At 73.4% G+C, this 15,481-nt stretch carries 12 protein-coding genes, 1 tRNA gene, 1 pseudogene and 1 riboswitch; of the genes and pseudogenes, 4 read left to right on the forward strand and 10 right to left on the reverse strand.

Going from position 1 to position 15,481, the window contains the following annotated elements:
• Positions 1 to 166: pseudogene (locus E4P41_RS18655) on the reverse strand (IS3 family transposase); the annotation flags it as partial.
• A 214-nt stretch (positions 167 to 380) separates the two neighbouring features.
• Between E4P41_RS18655 and E4P41_RS18660 the strand changes: the two are divergent.
• Complete coding sequence (locus E4P41_RS18660) at positions 381 to 1,967, forward strand: hypothetical protein (protein ID WP_135142751.1); 1,587 nt, start codon at positions 381 to 383, stop codon at positions 1,965 to 1,967.
• 866 nt (positions 1,968 to 2,833) lie between these two features.
• Here the strand turns inward: E4P41_RS18660 and E4P41_RS18665 are convergent.
• Both E4P41_RS18665 and pstS read right to left on the reverse strand, forming a co-directional pair.
• Positions 2,834 to 2,907, reverse strand: a tRNA-Ile gene (locus E4P41_RS18665).
• 46 nt (positions 2,908 to 2,953) lie between these two features.
• On the reverse strand, positions 2,954 to 4,057 hold the full coding sequence (gene pstS, locus E4P41_RS18670) for a phosphate ABC transporter substrate-binding protein PstS (RefSeq protein WP_135142752.1): 1,104 nt from the start codon (positions 4,055 to 4,057) through the stop codon (positions 2,954 to 2,956).
• Positions 4,058 to 4,488: 431 nt separating this feature from the next.
• Positions 4,489 to 4,654, forward strand: a riboswitch (cyclic di-AMP (ydaO/yuaA leader).
• An 11-nt stretch (positions 4,655 to 4,665) separates the two neighbouring features.
• On the opposite strand from pstS, the gene E4P41_RS18675 reads away from it, so the two are divergent.
• Entirely contained in the window at positions 4,666 to 5,889 is a 1,224-nt protein-coding gene (locus E4P41_RS18675; protein ID WP_135142753.1) for a M23 family metallopeptidase, read from the forward strand.
• A 147-nt stretch (positions 5,890 to 6,036) separates the two neighbouring features.
• Here the strand turns inward: E4P41_RS18675 and E4P41_RS18680 are convergent, their stop codons facing one another.
• Positions 6,037 to 6,948, reverse strand: a complete 912-nt coding sequence (locus tag E4P41_RS18680; RefSeq protein ID WP_135142754.1) for a maleylpyruvate isomerase N-terminal domain-containing protein — start codon at positions 6,946 to 6,948, stop codon at positions 6,037 to 6,039.
• A 128-nt stretch (positions 6,949 to 7,076) separates the two neighbouring features.
• Between E4P41_RS18680 and E4P41_RS18685 the strand changes: the two genes are divergently transcribed.
• Together E4P41_RS18685 and E4P41_RS18690 are read left to right on the forward strand one after the other, a co-directional pair.
• Positions 7,077 to 8,195: a GGDEF domain-containing protein gene (locus E4P41_RS18685; protein WP_135142755.1), complete on the forward strand. Its 1,119-nt coding sequence runs from the start codon at positions 7,077 to 7,079 to the stop codon at positions 8,193 to 8,195.
• Between the two features lie 382 nt (positions 8,196 to 8,577).
• A complete protein-coding gene (locus E4P41_RS18690) occupies positions 8,578 to 9,078 on the forward strand; it encodes a DUF3145 domain-containing protein (RefSeq protein WP_135142756.1) in 501 nt (166 codons plus the stop codon).
• Positions 9,079 to 9,408: 330 nt separating this feature from the next.
• On the opposite strand, the gene E4P41_RS18695 is transcribed toward E4P41_RS18690, so the two are convergent.
• From E4P41_RS18695 to E4P41_RS18720, 6 genes are all read right to left on the reverse strand, one after another.
• Positions 9,409 to 10,821 carry a carboxyl transferase domain-containing protein gene (locus E4P41_RS18695; RefSeq protein ID WP_135142757.1) on the reverse strand — a complete coding sequence of 471 codons (1,413 nt, stop codon included), beginning with the start codon at positions 10,819 to 10,821 and terminating at the stop codon, positions 9,409 to 9,411.
• Positions 10,822 to 10,948: 127 nt separating this feature from the next.
• A complete protein-coding gene (locus tag E4P41_RS18700) occupies positions 10,949 to 12,190 on the reverse strand; it encodes a beta-ketoacyl-[acyl-carrier-protein] synthase family protein (RefSeq protein WP_135142758.1) in 1,242 nt (413 codons plus the stop codon).
• 110 nt (positions 12,191 to 12,300) lie between these two features.
• The gene (locus E4P41_RS18705; protein WP_135142759.1) at positions 12,301 to 12,540 is read right to left on the reverse strand and encodes an acyl carrier protein; all 240 of its coding nucleotides are present in this window, start codon (positions 12,538 to 12,540) and stop codon (positions 12,301 to 12,303) included.
• 90 nt (positions 12,541 to 12,630) lie between these two features.
• On the reverse strand, positions 12,631 to 13,599 hold the full coding sequence (locus E4P41_RS18710) for a beta-ketoacyl-ACP synthase III (RefSeq protein WP_135142760.1): 969 nt from the start codon (positions 13,597 to 13,599) through the stop codon (positions 12,631 to 12,633).
• Complete coding sequence (locus E4P41_RS18715) at positions 13,596 to 14,807, reverse strand: acyltransferase domain-containing protein (protein ID WP_245177475.1); 1,212 nt, start codon at positions 14,805 to 14,807, stop codon at positions 13,596 to 13,598. Before E4P41_RS18715 ends, E4P41_RS18710 begins: the two co-directional genes overlap by 4 nt.
• A 326-nt stretch (positions 14,808 to 15,133) precedes the next feature.
• The coding region (locus E4P41_RS18720; protein ID WP_135142761.1) for a helix-turn-helix domain-containing protein at positions 15,134 to 15,481 on the reverse strand (348 nt) is incomplete at its 5' end.

A 15,481-nucleotide genomic window follows, 5' to 3' on the forward strand; every position in this document is an offset into this window, starting at 1 on the left:
TCTCGGCCGTCTCAACCCAGTTCCGCAGCGTCGCCGGGTTGACGCCGAGCAACTCGCCGACCTTGCGCCGGGCAGCGAGCTTCGACTCGCCGTCACGCACCCGGTCGGCGTACATGCGGACCGCGCGGTCCCGGGTCTCCGAGTCGAACTTCCGTGGTGCAGACACAGGTCCAGTCTCCTTGCTGGTTGGACCCTTCACCTGCCCCAGGACGATTCACTTGCCGTCGCGCCGGAGCCTGCGTATCAGGCAGGTGGGTTGCTTGCCCTGTCCAGCCGCTCTACCCGACGCGGGGTTGGAAAGAGTCACAGCGCTGGCGTAGACGTTGTGAGCCAGCTCTCACGGCTGTGCGACCACGGGGACAAGGACGGAGCGGGCGCAGATGACTGTGATCTACGAGGGCCAGGGGCACTGGTGGCTGCCAGGCAGAGAAGACAAGAAGGTGCCCGGCACTATCACCTTCGACTCCGAGAAGGGCGGCAACCTTTCCCTGATCGGAGCGCTGAGCCACTGGACTGAGTACGCCGAGGTCGTGCCCACCGAGGGTGGCGGCGTGATGATGGAGCACACGGCGGAGGTGGAGGAGCGCTCAGGCTCCTACCCCCGCATCTACGGCGAGGTGAACGGCAAGGCCGTCACGCTGGAAGACGCCTTCCAGACGCACAGCAAGGGCAACCTATTCGGCCGGGGGTCCGAGGAGCAGATCTTCGTCAACCGACTGTTCACCGAACTCTGGTGGGGCGAAGGTGAGTCAGCAGAGGTCACCGCTTTCGCCGTCAACATGGCCTACCTCAACGACTGGGCCATCGAGAAGTACATCGGGGAGACGCACGTCTTCCACGACGACGAGCCAGGACGGCTCAAGCGCTGGGAGCTGAACGTCGAAGCGCGCCCCGCTCGGGTCACCAATCTGGACGATGGCGTCACGCTCACGCTTCGACACCACATCGGCATCGGCGGTAGACGCTCCACCGAGCGACACCTCTCTCAGGGGTACAGCCTTCGACTCGACTTCCCCGCCCTGACGCCAGTTGACGACGCGGTCGATGTCGCCAGTGACTTCCAGGACTTGGTGTCCATCGCAACCGGACGCAATGCCGAGTACCAGCACATCTTCGGCTACCACCCCGACCTCAAGCGCACGCTGGACCCGGACGACAACACGAAGGATCAACCCTTCCCGTTCGAGCTGTTCGCTACCTGGAACATCCGGGACCGGGCTGCCAAGCCTGACGAGATCGCGAACCACCAACTGTTCTTTACGTTCGATGACCTGGGTGGCATGGAAGGCATCACGAAGTGGATGCGCGCGGCCAAGCAGTACCGGAGCACGCTCGGCCGGACGATGGCCATCCGAGCCCGTGAGGGCATGTTCATGTCCGACCGGCTGCTCAACTACACCGCCGCACTGGAGGGCTTCGACCGGGAGAAGACGGGCATCACCGTCAAGGATCTGCCCGCGCGTCTCCGGCGATGCGTCGACCTGGCTGGCGAACCGTTCAAGGAGCTGACCGGCCACGTCACGTGGTGGGTGGAGGCAGTTACCTGGCATCGCAACGACATTGCCCACCACCTCGGACGCGAGCCGCGCGGACCGGCGGTCCAGCAGCACTACCTGGCCGAATCGCTCTACTGGCTGGCTGTCTACGCGATGTTGCGGGAAGCGGACGCGCCCCAGGAGGTTTACGACCGGATCGGCGCGCACCAGCACTTCCTCTACTTGGGACCGAAGATCAGGGCGGCGGTGACGGCCTATGGGCAGGCGGCTGCGCACCCCTCACCGGCGGCATCCCCGGCACCTGCGCTGGAGGCGGCGTCCACCCCCAGCACGGCAGCGGACGCGGAAGCGACTCCGGACGCGGCGACGGCGACGGACGCCGCAGAGGAAGCGATGCCGGACGACGCGGCGTCAGCGAACACAGCCCCGGGACCGGACGCCGCAACGGACACCGCACCGGAGCAGCCGTGAGCACTCCCCCGAGCTGCTGCTGACCGACCGGCTCTGCGCACCGGTGCGGCGGAGTAATGGTTCTTCGCAACGCTTTCGGCGAGTTCAGTACTCCACGCGAATGTATCCGTACTTCTCATCGCCCTTGTCGCTGCTTACGATGCCGCTCCCGCCGCACGTGGGGCATTCGCCGCTAACAACCATGGTCTCATCTTCTGGATCCGGAACATTCACACCGCCGTCTCCCTCGCACTCCTTACACTGATACATATGTTCAAACGGGTCTGCCCCCGACATGTCACTCATCCTCTCGATCAAAGGGTGTGGGTCTGGTCGATGCGAGAAATCCGAACAACGACACACCAGGCTACGGGGACGGCGTGACGCCGGAGGGGCAATGTCCACTCAGACGGTGGCCGACCGGGAGCAACTGCGTAGTCGCTTGAGCAGCTCGGCGGGATGAACGACGCCAGCGTACGAGCAGCGGCTGCACCGCAGTTGGGTGCGCGTGCCCAGCATCACATCCCTGCCATACGTTCGGTGACGGAGTCCGGCCCGGCGGCGGCAGCGGTGACTCACCTGCGGTATCCGCCCTCCCCGCCATGGGCAGGTCCCACGAACGGTCGACTTCCTGCGCAGGCGGCTCACCGTCGCCGAGAGCGCCACCAAGGTCGGCGGCACGGTCACGCCTCCGCAGCGATGACCCTCGACGTGTACTCCGGGCTCTTCGACGACGACCTCGGCGCCCTCGCTGACCGCATGGATCTCGCCCACGAGGCGTCCGTAACAAGACGTCACGGTGCGTAGTGTGGGCACCGTGTGGGCACGGGACCTCATCATCAAGATCGGCGATCAAGCAGCGACCCTCTGGCCTGCACGTATATCGGTGGGGCGGGTGGGGCTCGAACCCACGACCCAGGGATTATGAGTCCCATGCTCTGACCGGCTGAGCTACCGCCCCGACGGGCTCCAGCCTGCCAGACGCCGGGCCCCGTTCGCGGCCGCCGTCAGGAAACGGTGCCGATGGCGTCGATGGCCGTCCGGGCCTGTTCCCGCAGGGCGTCGGAGATGGGGGCGGAGCCGGCCACCTCGGCGGCTGCCGCCTGCCCCTCCTCGCTGACCACGTAGCCCATGAAGTCCGCGACCAGGTCGGCGGTGAGCTGGTCCTCGTACTGGATGCAGCCGATGTGGTAGCTGACCAGCACGATCGGGTACTCGCCGGACCCGGCGGTGGTCCGGTCGAGCTCGAGGGCGAGGTCGTACGGGCCGCGGCCCGGCAGGGGCTCGGACCCCTCGACCACGGCCGCGGCGCCCTCCGGCGTCGGGGCGACGAACTCCCCGCCCACCCCGATGCGGGCCACCCCCAGGTCGCCGGCCTGCGAGAGGTCGGCGTAGCCGATCGTCCCCTCGCCGCCGGCCACGGCGGCCACCACCCCGGAGTTGCCCTGGGCCGCCTCGCCGCCCGCCACCGGCCACTCGCCGCTGGGCTCGAACGTCCAGACCTCGGGGGCGACGGCGGCGAGGTACTCGGTGAAGTTCTCGGTGGTGCCCGACTCGTCGGAGCGGTTCACCGGGGTGATCGGCAGGTCGGGCAGGGCGACGCCGGGGTTGTCGGCGGCGATCGCCGGGTCGTTCCAGGTGATGATCTGCCGCGCGAAGATCCCGGCCAGCGTCGCGGGAGAGAGGTTCAGCTCCTCCACCCCGGGGAGGTTGTAGACCACCGCGATCGGCGAGATGTAGTTCGGCAGCTCGAAGACCTCCCCGCCGCCGCAGCGCTCTCGCGCGGCGGCGAGCTCCTCCTCGTCGAGCGGCGCGTCCGAGCCGGCGAAGTCGATGCCTCCGGCGATGAACTGCTCACGGCCACCACCGGACCCCACCGGGTCGTAGTTCACGGTCACGCTGGGCTGCACGCTCGAGTAGCCCGCCGTCCACCCCTGCATGGCCGCCTGCTGGCTGCTCGCCCCGGCGCCGACCAGGGAACCGGCGAGGTCCTGAGCGGCGACGGCACCCCCGCCGCGCTCGTTCGGCGGCACGTACTGCGTCAGCGCCACCGCGACGCCGGCCACTGCGACGCCCCCGACCGCAGCGGCCACCTTCCTCCGGGCCGACACGTGCACCCTCCCGCCGTCCGGCCGCGCACTCGCCGCGGGGCCTCCTGCCACGACCGTAGGCGCTGATCCTGACCGCGCCGGTCGGCCCGAGGGGTCGACCGGCGCGCCGGGCCCTCCTGGCCGGGTCGACCTGCGGCTCCAGGCCCGCGGATGTGGGCGACATCTCAGTGACCACTCGCGCGCGAGGAGGCGGTGAGCGACCCCACCGAGAGGAGAGACACGAGCGGGTGTCCGCGCAGGTCGCCACAGGAATCCCGCCCGCCCCGGCAGTCACCTCTCCGCAGTCGGGCGCTGACGTGCCGTAGTCAGTCCTGTCCGCGAGGGCAAGGAGGCGCGACGATCGTGTTACTCGATCGTGACCGGGAGGCCGGAGTCGGTGTAGCTTTCCCGACGGCCTTGCCGGGCAACGCTCCTCGACAACCGAGGGCCTCGGCACGGCCCCGCCGAACCGCCGACGTCCCACCCGGGGCCGAGGCGGACCGGGGACCCACCGAACCATTGGGGTGAGTCCTGCCTGCGTTGGGGAAGCGCAGGCGGGTAGGGCGCCGTCCGGCCCGAACCCGTCAGCTAACTCGGTAGGCGGTCGCGAGGATGGGAGAACAGTCGCCTTGGCGACCCTGCACCGCCAGAACACCGTGGTCCGCTGCGCCACGGCACCCCGCAGCCGCCTGCGCGCTCCGCGCCGGGCCGTCATCGTCGCCGCCGCGGTGGCCGGGCTCCTGGCCGGCACCCCGGTCGTCGCCGGCGCCGCCCCGACCAGTGCGGCCGCCGAGCAGGCCTCACTCGCCCAGCAGGTCGCCGCCATCGAGGACCAGGTGAAGGCAGCCGACGAGCAGCTCCAGCGGATGACCGTGGAGGCCGAGGCCGCCGCCGACGCCGCCCTGGTCGCCCGGGCGCAGCTCGCCGCCGGTCAGGCCGAGGCCGACCGGACCGCCGCGGAGCTCGCCGCCGCCCAGGCCCATGTGGCCGGGGCCGAGGAGGACATCGCCGACCTCGGCCGCGAGGCCTACATGGGCGCCGACGACCGATACGGGGACATGGAGCTGCTCCTCGACGCCCAGAGCCCGACCGAGCTGCTGCAGCAGGCCGCCACCATGGAGGTCATCGGCGACCACCGCGCCGAGCGGCTGCAGGAGTTCCTCGCCGTCGAGGCCCGCGTCGAGGAGACCGACCGCGCCGCCAAGGCCGCCGTCGCCCGGCTCGACGAGCTCGCCCGCGCGGCCGACGAGGCCGAGAAGGCCGCCAACGCCCACCTCGCCCAGGCCCAGGCCGACTACGACGCCCGCGCCGCGGAGAAGGCCCGCCTGGAGGAGGAGCTCCGCAAGGCCGGCGAACGCCTGCTCGCCGCGCAGGGTGCCGCCGACGCAGCTGCCGCCTGGAGCGCCCGACAGAAGCAGCAGGAGCAGCAGCAGACGCTGGCCAGCGCGTCCAGCACCTCGGGCATGCCGACCGCCGGCCGGGTCACCTCCTGCTACGGCCCGCGCTGGGGGACCATGCACCAGGGCGTCGACATCGCCGCCCCCATCGGCACTCCGATCTACGTGCCCGAGGACGGCGTCGTCCTGCAGGCCGGCCCGGCCAGCGGCTTCGGCCAGGCCGTGTACGTGCAGCACGGCGACGGGCAGATCACCCTCTACGGCCACGTCAACCAGTTCTTCGTGAGCGCCGGCCAGGTCGTCAGGGCCGGCGACCAGATCGCCGAGGTCGGCAACAAGGGCCAGTCCACCGGGCCGCACCTGCACTTCGAGGTGCACCAGGGCGGGCTCTACGCCAGCCGGGTCAACCCGATGCCGTGGCTGCAGTCGCGCGGCATCTCGCTCGGCGGCTGCTGACCGCCTGGAAGAGGACCCCCCTGCTCCGGCCCCGGCCAGAGGCGCGCCCCGAGCCTGCGAGGGGTGAGGAGGCCGGGGTCCTCCGACTGCAGGGGGGCCACACCGACGCGGCCGCCGGAGAACTCCCCGGCGGCCGCAGTCGTGTGTCTACCTCCGGCCGCGCAGCCGGCCGAGCAGACCGCCCACGCCGCCGAGGGTCTGCGCGGCGAGCTGGAGGATCGGGCCGCCGGGGATGCCCGGTGCGGCCTGCACGATCGGCGCGAGGGCCAGCAGACCCCCCAGCTCGTGCACGCGGAGCCGCCGCCGCGCCAGTGCCACGACCGGGTTGACCCGTCCCGAGGCGGCCTCGAGCAGCAGGTCCGCCGGCGCCTCCACCGCGGTGCCGGTGACGTTCCCGGCGGGGGTCCGCCGCACCGTCCAGCCCGCCTCGTCGGCGGCGAAGACCCAGCCGCCGTCCGGGGTGGCCAGGGTGGCCCCGCCGGTGACGCCCTCGCGGGCGGCCAGCGCGCCGGTCACGTCCGCCAGGGCGGCCAGGCCGGCCTGCAGCACCGCCCGCGGGGGAGGGGGCGCTCCACAGGGCACCAGGTCCAGGCCGTGCACCGCCAGCTCGTAGGCCTGACCGAGGACGACGCTGAGCAGCGGCAGTCGCCCGACGACGGCGACCGCCGGCGCGGTGTCGAGCTCCACCGGCTCGTCGGCCAGGTAGTGGGCGGTGGCGTCGCGGTTGCGGCGCAGCGCGGCCAGCACCTCCTCCCGGGAGGCGTCGCGGTGCGCCGCGGTCACCCGCGCGTTGGTCGCGTCGACGTCCGGCGGCGTCCCCGCCCCACCGGCCCGCGCGGAGGCGACGAGGTCGAGCAGGGCGGCATGGTCGTCCCAGCAGCCCAGGTGCACGCAGACCTCGTGCACCCGCCAGCCGGGCAGCCGGGTCGGCCGGTCGAGGTCGACGGCGGCGGCCTGCTGGAGGAAGGCGTCCCAGGCGCCGAGCACCATCGGGCCGACCTCGTCCCGGCCGACGTCGGCCATGCCCTGGCGCCGGGCCGTCGTCTCGTCTCCCGCCATGCGCAGCCCCTACCCCCGCCCGGCCGGGGGCAGGCGTGGCCGGCGCCTCCCCGGTCTCGCGCGTCGGGACCACTCCCGGGGGTGAGGTCACCGTCAAGCTGTAGCGGCTACAGGCCGATGGTCGCTCCATGGACGCCAGCGCGGGTGGGGACCGCCGCCGGGCACGCCACCGCCCCGGACGCAGCCTGCGCGCCGTGCTGCACGCCGCCCTCTACCGCCGGCTGGCCGCGGACGACGACCGGGCCGCCTACTGGGTCCGCCACGTCCGCCTCGGCATCGCGCTCACCGAGGTCGTCGCCGTGGCCGTGGGCGGATACGTGCTCCTGACCCCGGGCTCGGCGGTGCGCACCGGAACGCTGCTGGCCCTCGCCGGCGTCGCGATCGTCGTGTCCCCGCTGCTGCTCCTGCTGCCCCTGGCGAAGATGGTGCGCGATCCCCGCGGCGTCCTCCTGCTCTACGGCTGGAGCCTCGCGGTCACCGGACTGGTCACCGTCGCCTCCCGGGTGGACGGCGGGGCGGCCAGCCCGATGTTCGCGCTGCTCTTCCTGGCCCTCGCCTTCATGGCGATCGCCTACCCGCCGTGGGGCGTCGTCGCCATGGGCTCGGTGATGACCGGCAGCTACCTCATCGGCGTCGCCGGTGCCGACGTGGACTCCTCCGCGACGTTCATCGGGGCGGTCATGGCCACCTGCACGGTGCTCTGCGCGATGGCCTCGGCCAACCAGTGGGAGGCCCACGACCGGCAGACGCTGCTGCTCCGCGCCTCCGAGGCGCTCGCCGCCACCGACCCGCTGACCGGCTGCCTCAACCGCCGCGCCTTCCTGGACCGGCTCGACCGCGCCGCGGGGGCGGCCGGCTCCGGTGAGGCGTGGGTGGTGTGCCTGGTCGACCTCGACGGCTTCAAGGGCGTCAACGACCGTGGCGGCCACGCTGCCGGCGACGCCGTCCTGCGCTCGGTCACCGCTGCGCTGAGCGGCGTCGTCCGGGAGACCGACACCGTGGCCCGGCTGGGTGGTGACGAGTTCGCCGTCCTGGCCGAGGCGACCCCGGGGGAGGGGGAAGGTCTCGCCGCCCGGGTGCGTGACGCCGTGGCCGGCGTCGGCGCGGACCTCGGGGTCACCGCGAGCGTCGGTGTCACCGCCCTCCGGCCGGGCGACGAGGGGCACGCCGTCCTCGGCCGCGCCGACCAGGCGATGTACCGGTCCAAGGGCGCCGGCGGCAACCGGGTGACCGCGGTCGCGGGCTGACCCGGCCTGGACACGGCCGAGGGCGCCGTCCGCCCGACCACTCCTAGCTACGCTCCGTCACCGGACCTCGGCACCGCCTGCTCCGCCGGTGAGCTCCTGTGGGCGGCGCGGGGGAGATCCTGTGGACGGCCTGTGGGATGGCGGTGGATCGGCAGATGACGTCGCTCGGCGCGCGATGTGCCCCGCTGACCAGCACGGAGGGGTGGCGGGCGTGACGGCCGGTCACATGCGGCTCAACTGTCCCGTCCGCACTGGCGCGATCGGGTGACCATCGTGCACACTGTCCCCGGGACCCCTGGTCCGTAACCGCCGAACACAGCCTGTCACCGAATCGATCGTCCGTTGGGGAAGGCGAGACCGATCGAGTCGATGGAGGTACCCCGTGCAGCGACGGTCTACCCAGGGTGTCGTCTTCGTGCACGCGTGCCCGAAGGCGCTCTGCCAGCACGTCGAGTGGGCGCTCGAGCGCGTCGTCGGCGCGCCGGTCTCCCTGTCGTGGGCCGACCAGCCCGCGGCACACGGTTCCTACCGTGCCGAGGTCGCCTGGACCGGTGCTCCCGGGACGGGCGCCAAGCTCGTCGCCGCGCTGCGCGCGTGGCCGATGCTGCGCTTCGAGGTCACCGAAGAGGCCAGCTACGGCAACGACGGTGAGCGCATGTCCTACGTGCCCGGCCACGGTGTCTTCCGCGCCCCCACGAGCGCCAACGGCGACATCGTGGTGAGCGAGCAGCAGCTGCGCTCCCTCGCGGCCACCGCGACGTCCATCGAGGCGTTCCGGCACGGTGTGGACCAGCTGCTCGGCGCCGCGTGGGACGCCGACCTCGAGGTCTACCGGCACGCCGGCGACGGCAGCCCGGTCACCTGGCTGCACCAAGTGGTCTAGGCCCCGGTGCAGGGGCCCCGGCCCCGTCCCGGGTCCCGCCGCGAGCCTGCGAGGGTCGGTCGGCCCCGTCCCGAGGCTGGCCGCAAGCTTGCGAGCGAGGAGGGGGACGGGGTCCTTCGAGGGGTCCTTCGACGAGTAATGGGGGGCGCCGGGGTCTTCGACTTTGTCACGATCCGACCACGACGGGACGCGGGCGCAGCCCCTCCCGTCGTAGGCTCGGGGCCGGTCGTCCGGACGTCGTCGGGGAAGCGGCGTCCGGACGACCGGACAGCGCCGACGACCGGGGCCCGGCACCTGCAGGTGCCGGGCCCCGGTCGTCGCTGTGCGCTCCTACAGCGGGATGTTGCCGTGCGCCCCGCGGCCGGACGGCGCCGCCGCGAGCGCCTCCACCAGCCGCCGCTTGGTCCGGGACGGCTCGACCACCTCGTCGACGACCCCGATCTCCAGCGCCCGGTTCACCCCGCCGGCGATCCGCTCGTGCTCCTCGGCCAGCTGCGCGTGCAGCGCCTCGCGCTCCCCGGGCGGGACGGCGGCCAGCTTCTTGCGGTGCAGGATGCCGACGGCGGCCTTGGCACCCATGACCGCGACCTCGGCACCCGGCCAGGCGAAGACGGTCGTCGCGCCGAGCGAGCGGGCGTTCATCGCGATGTAGGCCCCGCCGTAGGACTTGCGGGTCACCAGCGTCACCCGGGGCACCACCGCCTCGGCGAAGGCGTGCAGCAGCTTGGCGCCCCGCCGCACCACGCCGTCCCACTCCTGGCCGACGCCGGGCAGGTAGCCGGGGACGTCGACCAGCACCACCAGCGGGACCCCGAACGCGTCGCACATCCGTACGAAGCGGGCCGCCTTCTCCGCCGAGGCGGAGTCCAGGCAGCCGCCCAGCCGCAGCGGATTGTTGGCGATCACCCCGACGGTGCGGCCGGCCAGCCGGCCGAGGGTGGTGACGATGTTCGGTGCCCAGCGCGGGTGCAGCTCCAGCGCCGGGCCGTCGAGAACGGCGGCCACCACCGGCTTGACGTCGTAGGCACGGTTGCTCTGCTCGGGCAGCAGCGCCCGCAGGTCGACGTCCCGCTCGTCCTCGGCCGGGGCGAAGGCGCCCTGCGCGGCCAGCAGGTCCACCGCCTGCCGGGCCGTCTCCAGCGCCGCCTGCTCCGTCTCGGTCACCACGTGAACGACGCCGCTGCGGCGGCCGTGGGTGTCCGGGCCGCCCAGGCTCTCCATGTCGACGTTCTCGCCGGTGACCGACCGGACGACGTCCGGGCCGGTGACGAAGACCCGGCCGGCCGGACCCATGATCACCAGGTCGGTCAGCGCGGGGCCGTAGGCGGCACCGCCGGCGGCCGGGCCGAGGACGACGGAGACCTGCGGCACCCGGCCCGAGGCGCGGACCATCGCCTCGAAGACCTCGCCGACCGCGTGCAGCGCGGTGACGCCCTCGGCCAGGCGGGCGCCGCCGGAGTGCCAGATGCCGACGACGGGCACCCGCTCGCGCAGCGCGGTGTCGATGGCATCGACGATGTGCCGGCAGCCGTCGATGCCCATGGCGCCGCCCATGACGGTGGCGTCGGTGCAGAAGGCCACCGTCCGGGTGCCCGAGACCGTGCCGCGGGCGGCCATGACGCCGGACGTGTCGCGGGGCGCCAGCAGCGACATCGAACCCGCGTCGAAGAACCGCTGCAGGCGGTCCTCCGGGTCGCGCGGATCGGGGCTGGTCAGGCTGGGAGCGGCTTGCACCGTCGTCACGGGTACCTCCGGGGTGTTGGTGGCCCCGTCCGGAGCCGCTCTGCGAGGGTCTGACGGCCCTGCTGCAGGGTCCCGTCACGAGCTTGCGAGTGATGGGGGGCAGTGGGGTCCTTCCGGGGGTCCTCTTTCAGGCGGTGGTGAACACCAGGGCGATGTTGTGGCCGCCGAAGCCGAAGGAGTCGTTGACCGCGGCGGTGAGCTGGGTGCGCCGCGGCTCGCGACGCACGATGTCGAGGGCCTGGACGGCCGCGTCGTCGTCCGGGTCGTCGAGGTTGGCGGTGGCGGGGACGAGCTGCTCGCGCAACGCCAGGACGGTGAAGATCGACTCCAGCGCCCCGGCCGCGCCGAGCAGGTGCCCGGTCTGGCTCTTGGTCGCGGTCACGAGCACGTGCTCGCCGAGCGTGGTGCGGATCGCCGCGGCCTCGGCCGTGTCGCCGACCGGGGTGGACGTGGCATGCGCGTTGACGTGGCCGATGTCGGCGGCGCTGAGCCCGGCGTCGCGGACGGCGGCGGCGATCGCCCGTCCGGCGCCCTCGCCCTCGGGGTGGGGGGCGACCAGGTCGTAGCCGTCGGCGGTGCCGCCGGCGCCGGCCAACCGGGCGTGCACCCGGGCCCCGCGGGCCCGCGCGGCATCGCCGCGCTCGAGCACCAGCGCGGCGGCGCCCTCGCCCAGCACGAACCCGTCGCGTGCCTTGTCGAAGGGGCGGGAGGCGCGCTCGGGCTCGTCGTTGCGGGTGCTCATCGCCCGCATCGCGGCGAAGCCGGCCATCGGCAGCGGGTGCACGCAGGCCTCCGCGCCGCCGACCAGCACCACGTCGGCCCGGTCGAAACGCAGCAGGTCCAGCCCCCAGCGGATCGCCTCGGCGCCCGAGGCGCAGGCGCTGACCGGGGCGTGCACGCCGCCCTTGGCGCCGACCGCCAGGCCGACGGCGGCGGCCGGGCCGTTGGGCATGAGCATCGGAATGGTGAAGGGGGAGACCCGCTTGGGCCCCTTCTCCTCGAGGACGTCGTCCTGGCCGAGCAGGGTCAGCGCCCCGCCGATGCCGGTGCCGAAGACGACGGCGACCCGCTCGGACGCGACGCCGGCGTCGGCCGCCCCGGAGTCGCGCCAGGCCTCCTCGGCGGCGACCACGGCCACCTGCTGGCTGCGGTCGAGCCGGCGGGCGCGGACGCGGTCGAGCTGCCCGGCCGGGTCGGCGGCCAGCCGGGCAACGAGCTGGGCCGGGAACTCCTTGATCCAGTCGTCGGTGATCCGGCTGACCCCCGACCGCCCGGCCAGCAGCGCGTCCCACGTGGAGGCGACGTCGCTGCCGAGCGGCGTGGTGGCACCGAGGCCGGTGACGACGACGTCGCCGACGGACGTGCTCATGACGGGTTCCTCCTGGAACGTGCGGCCGGGGGGCCGGGGGTGGCGGACATGGCCCCGCTGCAGGGCCCCGCTGCGAGTTCGCGAGCGGCGGGGGGCAGCGGGGTCCTTTCTCAGGCCCGGTTCTTCTGGATGTAGCTGATCGCGTCGCCGACGGTCTTGATGTTGCCGAGCTCGTCGTCGGGGATGGCGACGCCGAACTTGTCCTCGACCGCGGTGGCGATCTCGACCATCGACAGCGAGTCGACGTCGAGGTCCTCGGTGAACGACTTCTCCGGGGTGGCATCGGCGGGCGCGACGCCCGCGACCTCCTCCAGGATCTCGGCCAGACCGGTCTGGATGTCCTCGCTCACGCGGGGTCCTCTCTCTCGGATGGGGCGGGGGGACCCGCCGTGGGGCCCGGGGATGCCGGGGGTTGGTGGAGCCTGCTCATCGCAGCACGTTCACGGCAGGACGACGACCTGACCGGCGAACGTCAGGCCCGCGCCGTAGCCGAGGAGCAGGGCGGTGTCGCCGCTCCTGGCCTCGCCGCTCTCGAGCAGGGCCGACAGGGCGAGGGGCACGGAGGCCGACGACGTGTTGCCCGACCGGACGATGTCGCGGGCGATGACCGTGCGCTCGGGCAGCTTCAGCCGCTTGGCCATCAACTCGATGATCCGCAGGTTGGCCTGGTGCGGCGCGAACACGTCGATGTCGTCCGGGCCGACGCCGGCGCGCCGCATGGCCTCGGCGAGGGTCTCGGTGAGCCGGGTGGTGGCCCAGCGGTACACCGCCTGGCCGGCCATGCTCATCGCCTTCTCGCCCTCGGGGATGGCGATCGCCTCGGCCTGGTCGCCGTCGCTGCCCCACACGACCGGTCCGACGCCGGGTGTCTCCGACGGGCCGAGGACGGCGGCGCCGGCCCCGTCGGCGAAGATCACCGCGGTCGAGCGGTCGGTCAGGTCGGTGTAGTCGGTCAGCCGCTCGCCGCCGATCACCAGGGCGTTGCGGGCCGAGCCGCAGCGGATCGCGTCGGCGGCGGCGCTGAGCGCGTAGCACCAGCCGGCGCAGCCGGCGTTGACGTCGAAGGCACCGGGCCGCTGAGCGCCCAGGCGATGGGCGACCTCGGGCGCCAGGCCCGGGATCGGCCGGGGGAGGCTGGCCGAAGCGAGCAGGACGAGGTCGACCTCGGAGGCGTCGAGGCCGCTGGCGGCCAGGGCCTTGCCGCCGGCGGCGACGCTCATCTCCAGCAGCGTCTCGTCCGGCTCGGCCCAGCGGCGCTCGGCGATGCCCACCCGCGCCTGGATCCACTCGTCGTTGGTCTCCATGGCCTGGGCGAGCTCGTGGTTGGTGACCCGGCGACGGGGCCGGTAGCTCCCGAAACCGAGGATGCGGGCGCCGGGGGCCCCAGCGGTCAACTGGAGTCGGGTCATGACTGCACCTCCGGGTAGAGACGCGCGATCGGGTCGCCCGCGTCGACGAGGTCGCCGTCGTGCACCAGCCACTCGGCGAGCACGCCGTCGTAGCCGGCCGAGACGTTGACCTCCTCCCGGCGGCTGCGGATGCAGCCCAGCGGGGTGCCGGCCGGCAGGTGGGTGCCCTCGGTGATGTCGGCGGGGCTGACCGTCCCGCGCGCGGGAGAGACGACGACCCGCCAGTCGGGCAGGTGATCGGGCTCGGGCCGGCCGCGCTCGGCCTCGATCAGCTGACGGGCGCGGTCGAGGTCGGCCGGGCTGCCGACCGCCAGCAGCTCGATGTCGGCGCCCTTCCACTCCCGCTTGGCCAGACCGGCGAGGGCGCCGGCCGGCGGCAGCTCGAGGACCGCGGTGACGCCGAGCTGGCGCAGGGTGGCCAGGCAGGCGTCGAACCGGACCGGGCTGGTGACCTGGCTGACCAGGCGGGAGAGCACCTCGCTGCCTGCGGTCACCGCGGCGCCGTCGGCGTTGGAGAGCAGCAGCCGGCTGGGCTCGGCCGGGCGCAGGCCGCCGACCAGGCCCTCCAGCTCGGCGCGGGCGGAGGACATGTACTCGGTGTGGAAGGCGCCGGCCACCGACAGCGGCATCACCCGGGCCTTGGCCGGCGGGTCGGCCTTGAGCGCGGCCAGGCCGTCGAGCGGGCCGGCGGCGACGACCTGCCCGCCGCCGTTCATGTTCGCCGGGGTCAGCCCGTGCTCGTCGAGCACGGCGGCGACCTCGTCGGGGTCGCCGCCGAGGACGGCGGACATCCCGGTCGGCGTCTGCGCGCAGGCGGCGGCCATCGCCCGGCCGCGAACGGCGGTCAGCGCGATCGCGGCCTCGACGCTGAGCACCCCGGCGAGCGCGGCCGCGGTCAGCTCACCGACGCTGTGCCCGGTGATCACGACGTCCCGGCCGGTGTGCGGCGTGTGCGCCACCGGCCCGGGCAGGCCGCCGAGCTCACGGGCGACGAACAGGCTCATCGCGACCACCAGCGGCTGGGTCACCGCGGTGTCCTTGATCGCCTCGGCGTCGCCGGTGGTGCCCAGCGCGAGGAGATCGGCGTCGGCGATCGCGCCGGCCCAGCGGAAGAAGGACTCGGCGCCGGGGAGCTCGAGCCAGTCGGTCAGCATCCCGGGCTTCTGCGCACCCTGTCCGGGGGCGAGGACGGCCAGCACGTCCCTCACCGTGCCAGGGACGGCCGCGCCGTGTGGGTGGGGAGCGGTACGAAAGCATACCGCTGGTCTTTGGAGGATTCCCACAACGGCAGGCGTCTACCCGGCAGCAAACGTCGAGTCTCGTGGTGGGAACCGCACTGTTCCGCCGGGGTGGCCTCCCTTGCGGAGAAAGGATGCTCCTGCCCCTACCGCTCGGAGAAGGACCCCTCGAAGGGCCCCGTCCCCCTCCCCGATCGCAAGCTCGCGGCGAGCCTCGGAGCGGGGCCGACCGACCCTCGCAGGCTCGGGACGGGGCCGGAGCCTCGGGACGGGCTCAGGGGCGAGGAGGTCCTTCTTCAGTGCCAGAGGGAGCGGTCCTGGTCGAGGGCGGCGAGGGTCAGCGCGACCTGCACCGTCCAGCCGCCGCGGGGGTCGGTGGCCGACACCCCGGTGATCTCGGTGGCCCGCCTGAGGCGGTACCGGACGGTGTTCGGGTGCACGAACAGCGCGCGGGCGCTGGCCTCCAGGTTGCCCCCGCTGGCGAGCACCGCGCGCACCGTCTCCAACACCTCCCCGCCGGCGGCCTGCAGCGGCAGCGCGACCCGCTCCTGCAGGGTCGCGCGGGCCACCGGGTCGCCGTCCAGCGCCCGCTCGGGCAGCAGCGCGTCGGCCATCGCCGGGCGGGGGGCGCCCGGCCACGCCCG

Source organism: Geodermatophilus sp. DF01-2, assembly GCF_004571065.1.
Lineage (GTDB): Bacteria > Actinomycetota > Actinomycetes > Mycobacteriales > Geodermatophilaceae > Geodermatophilus.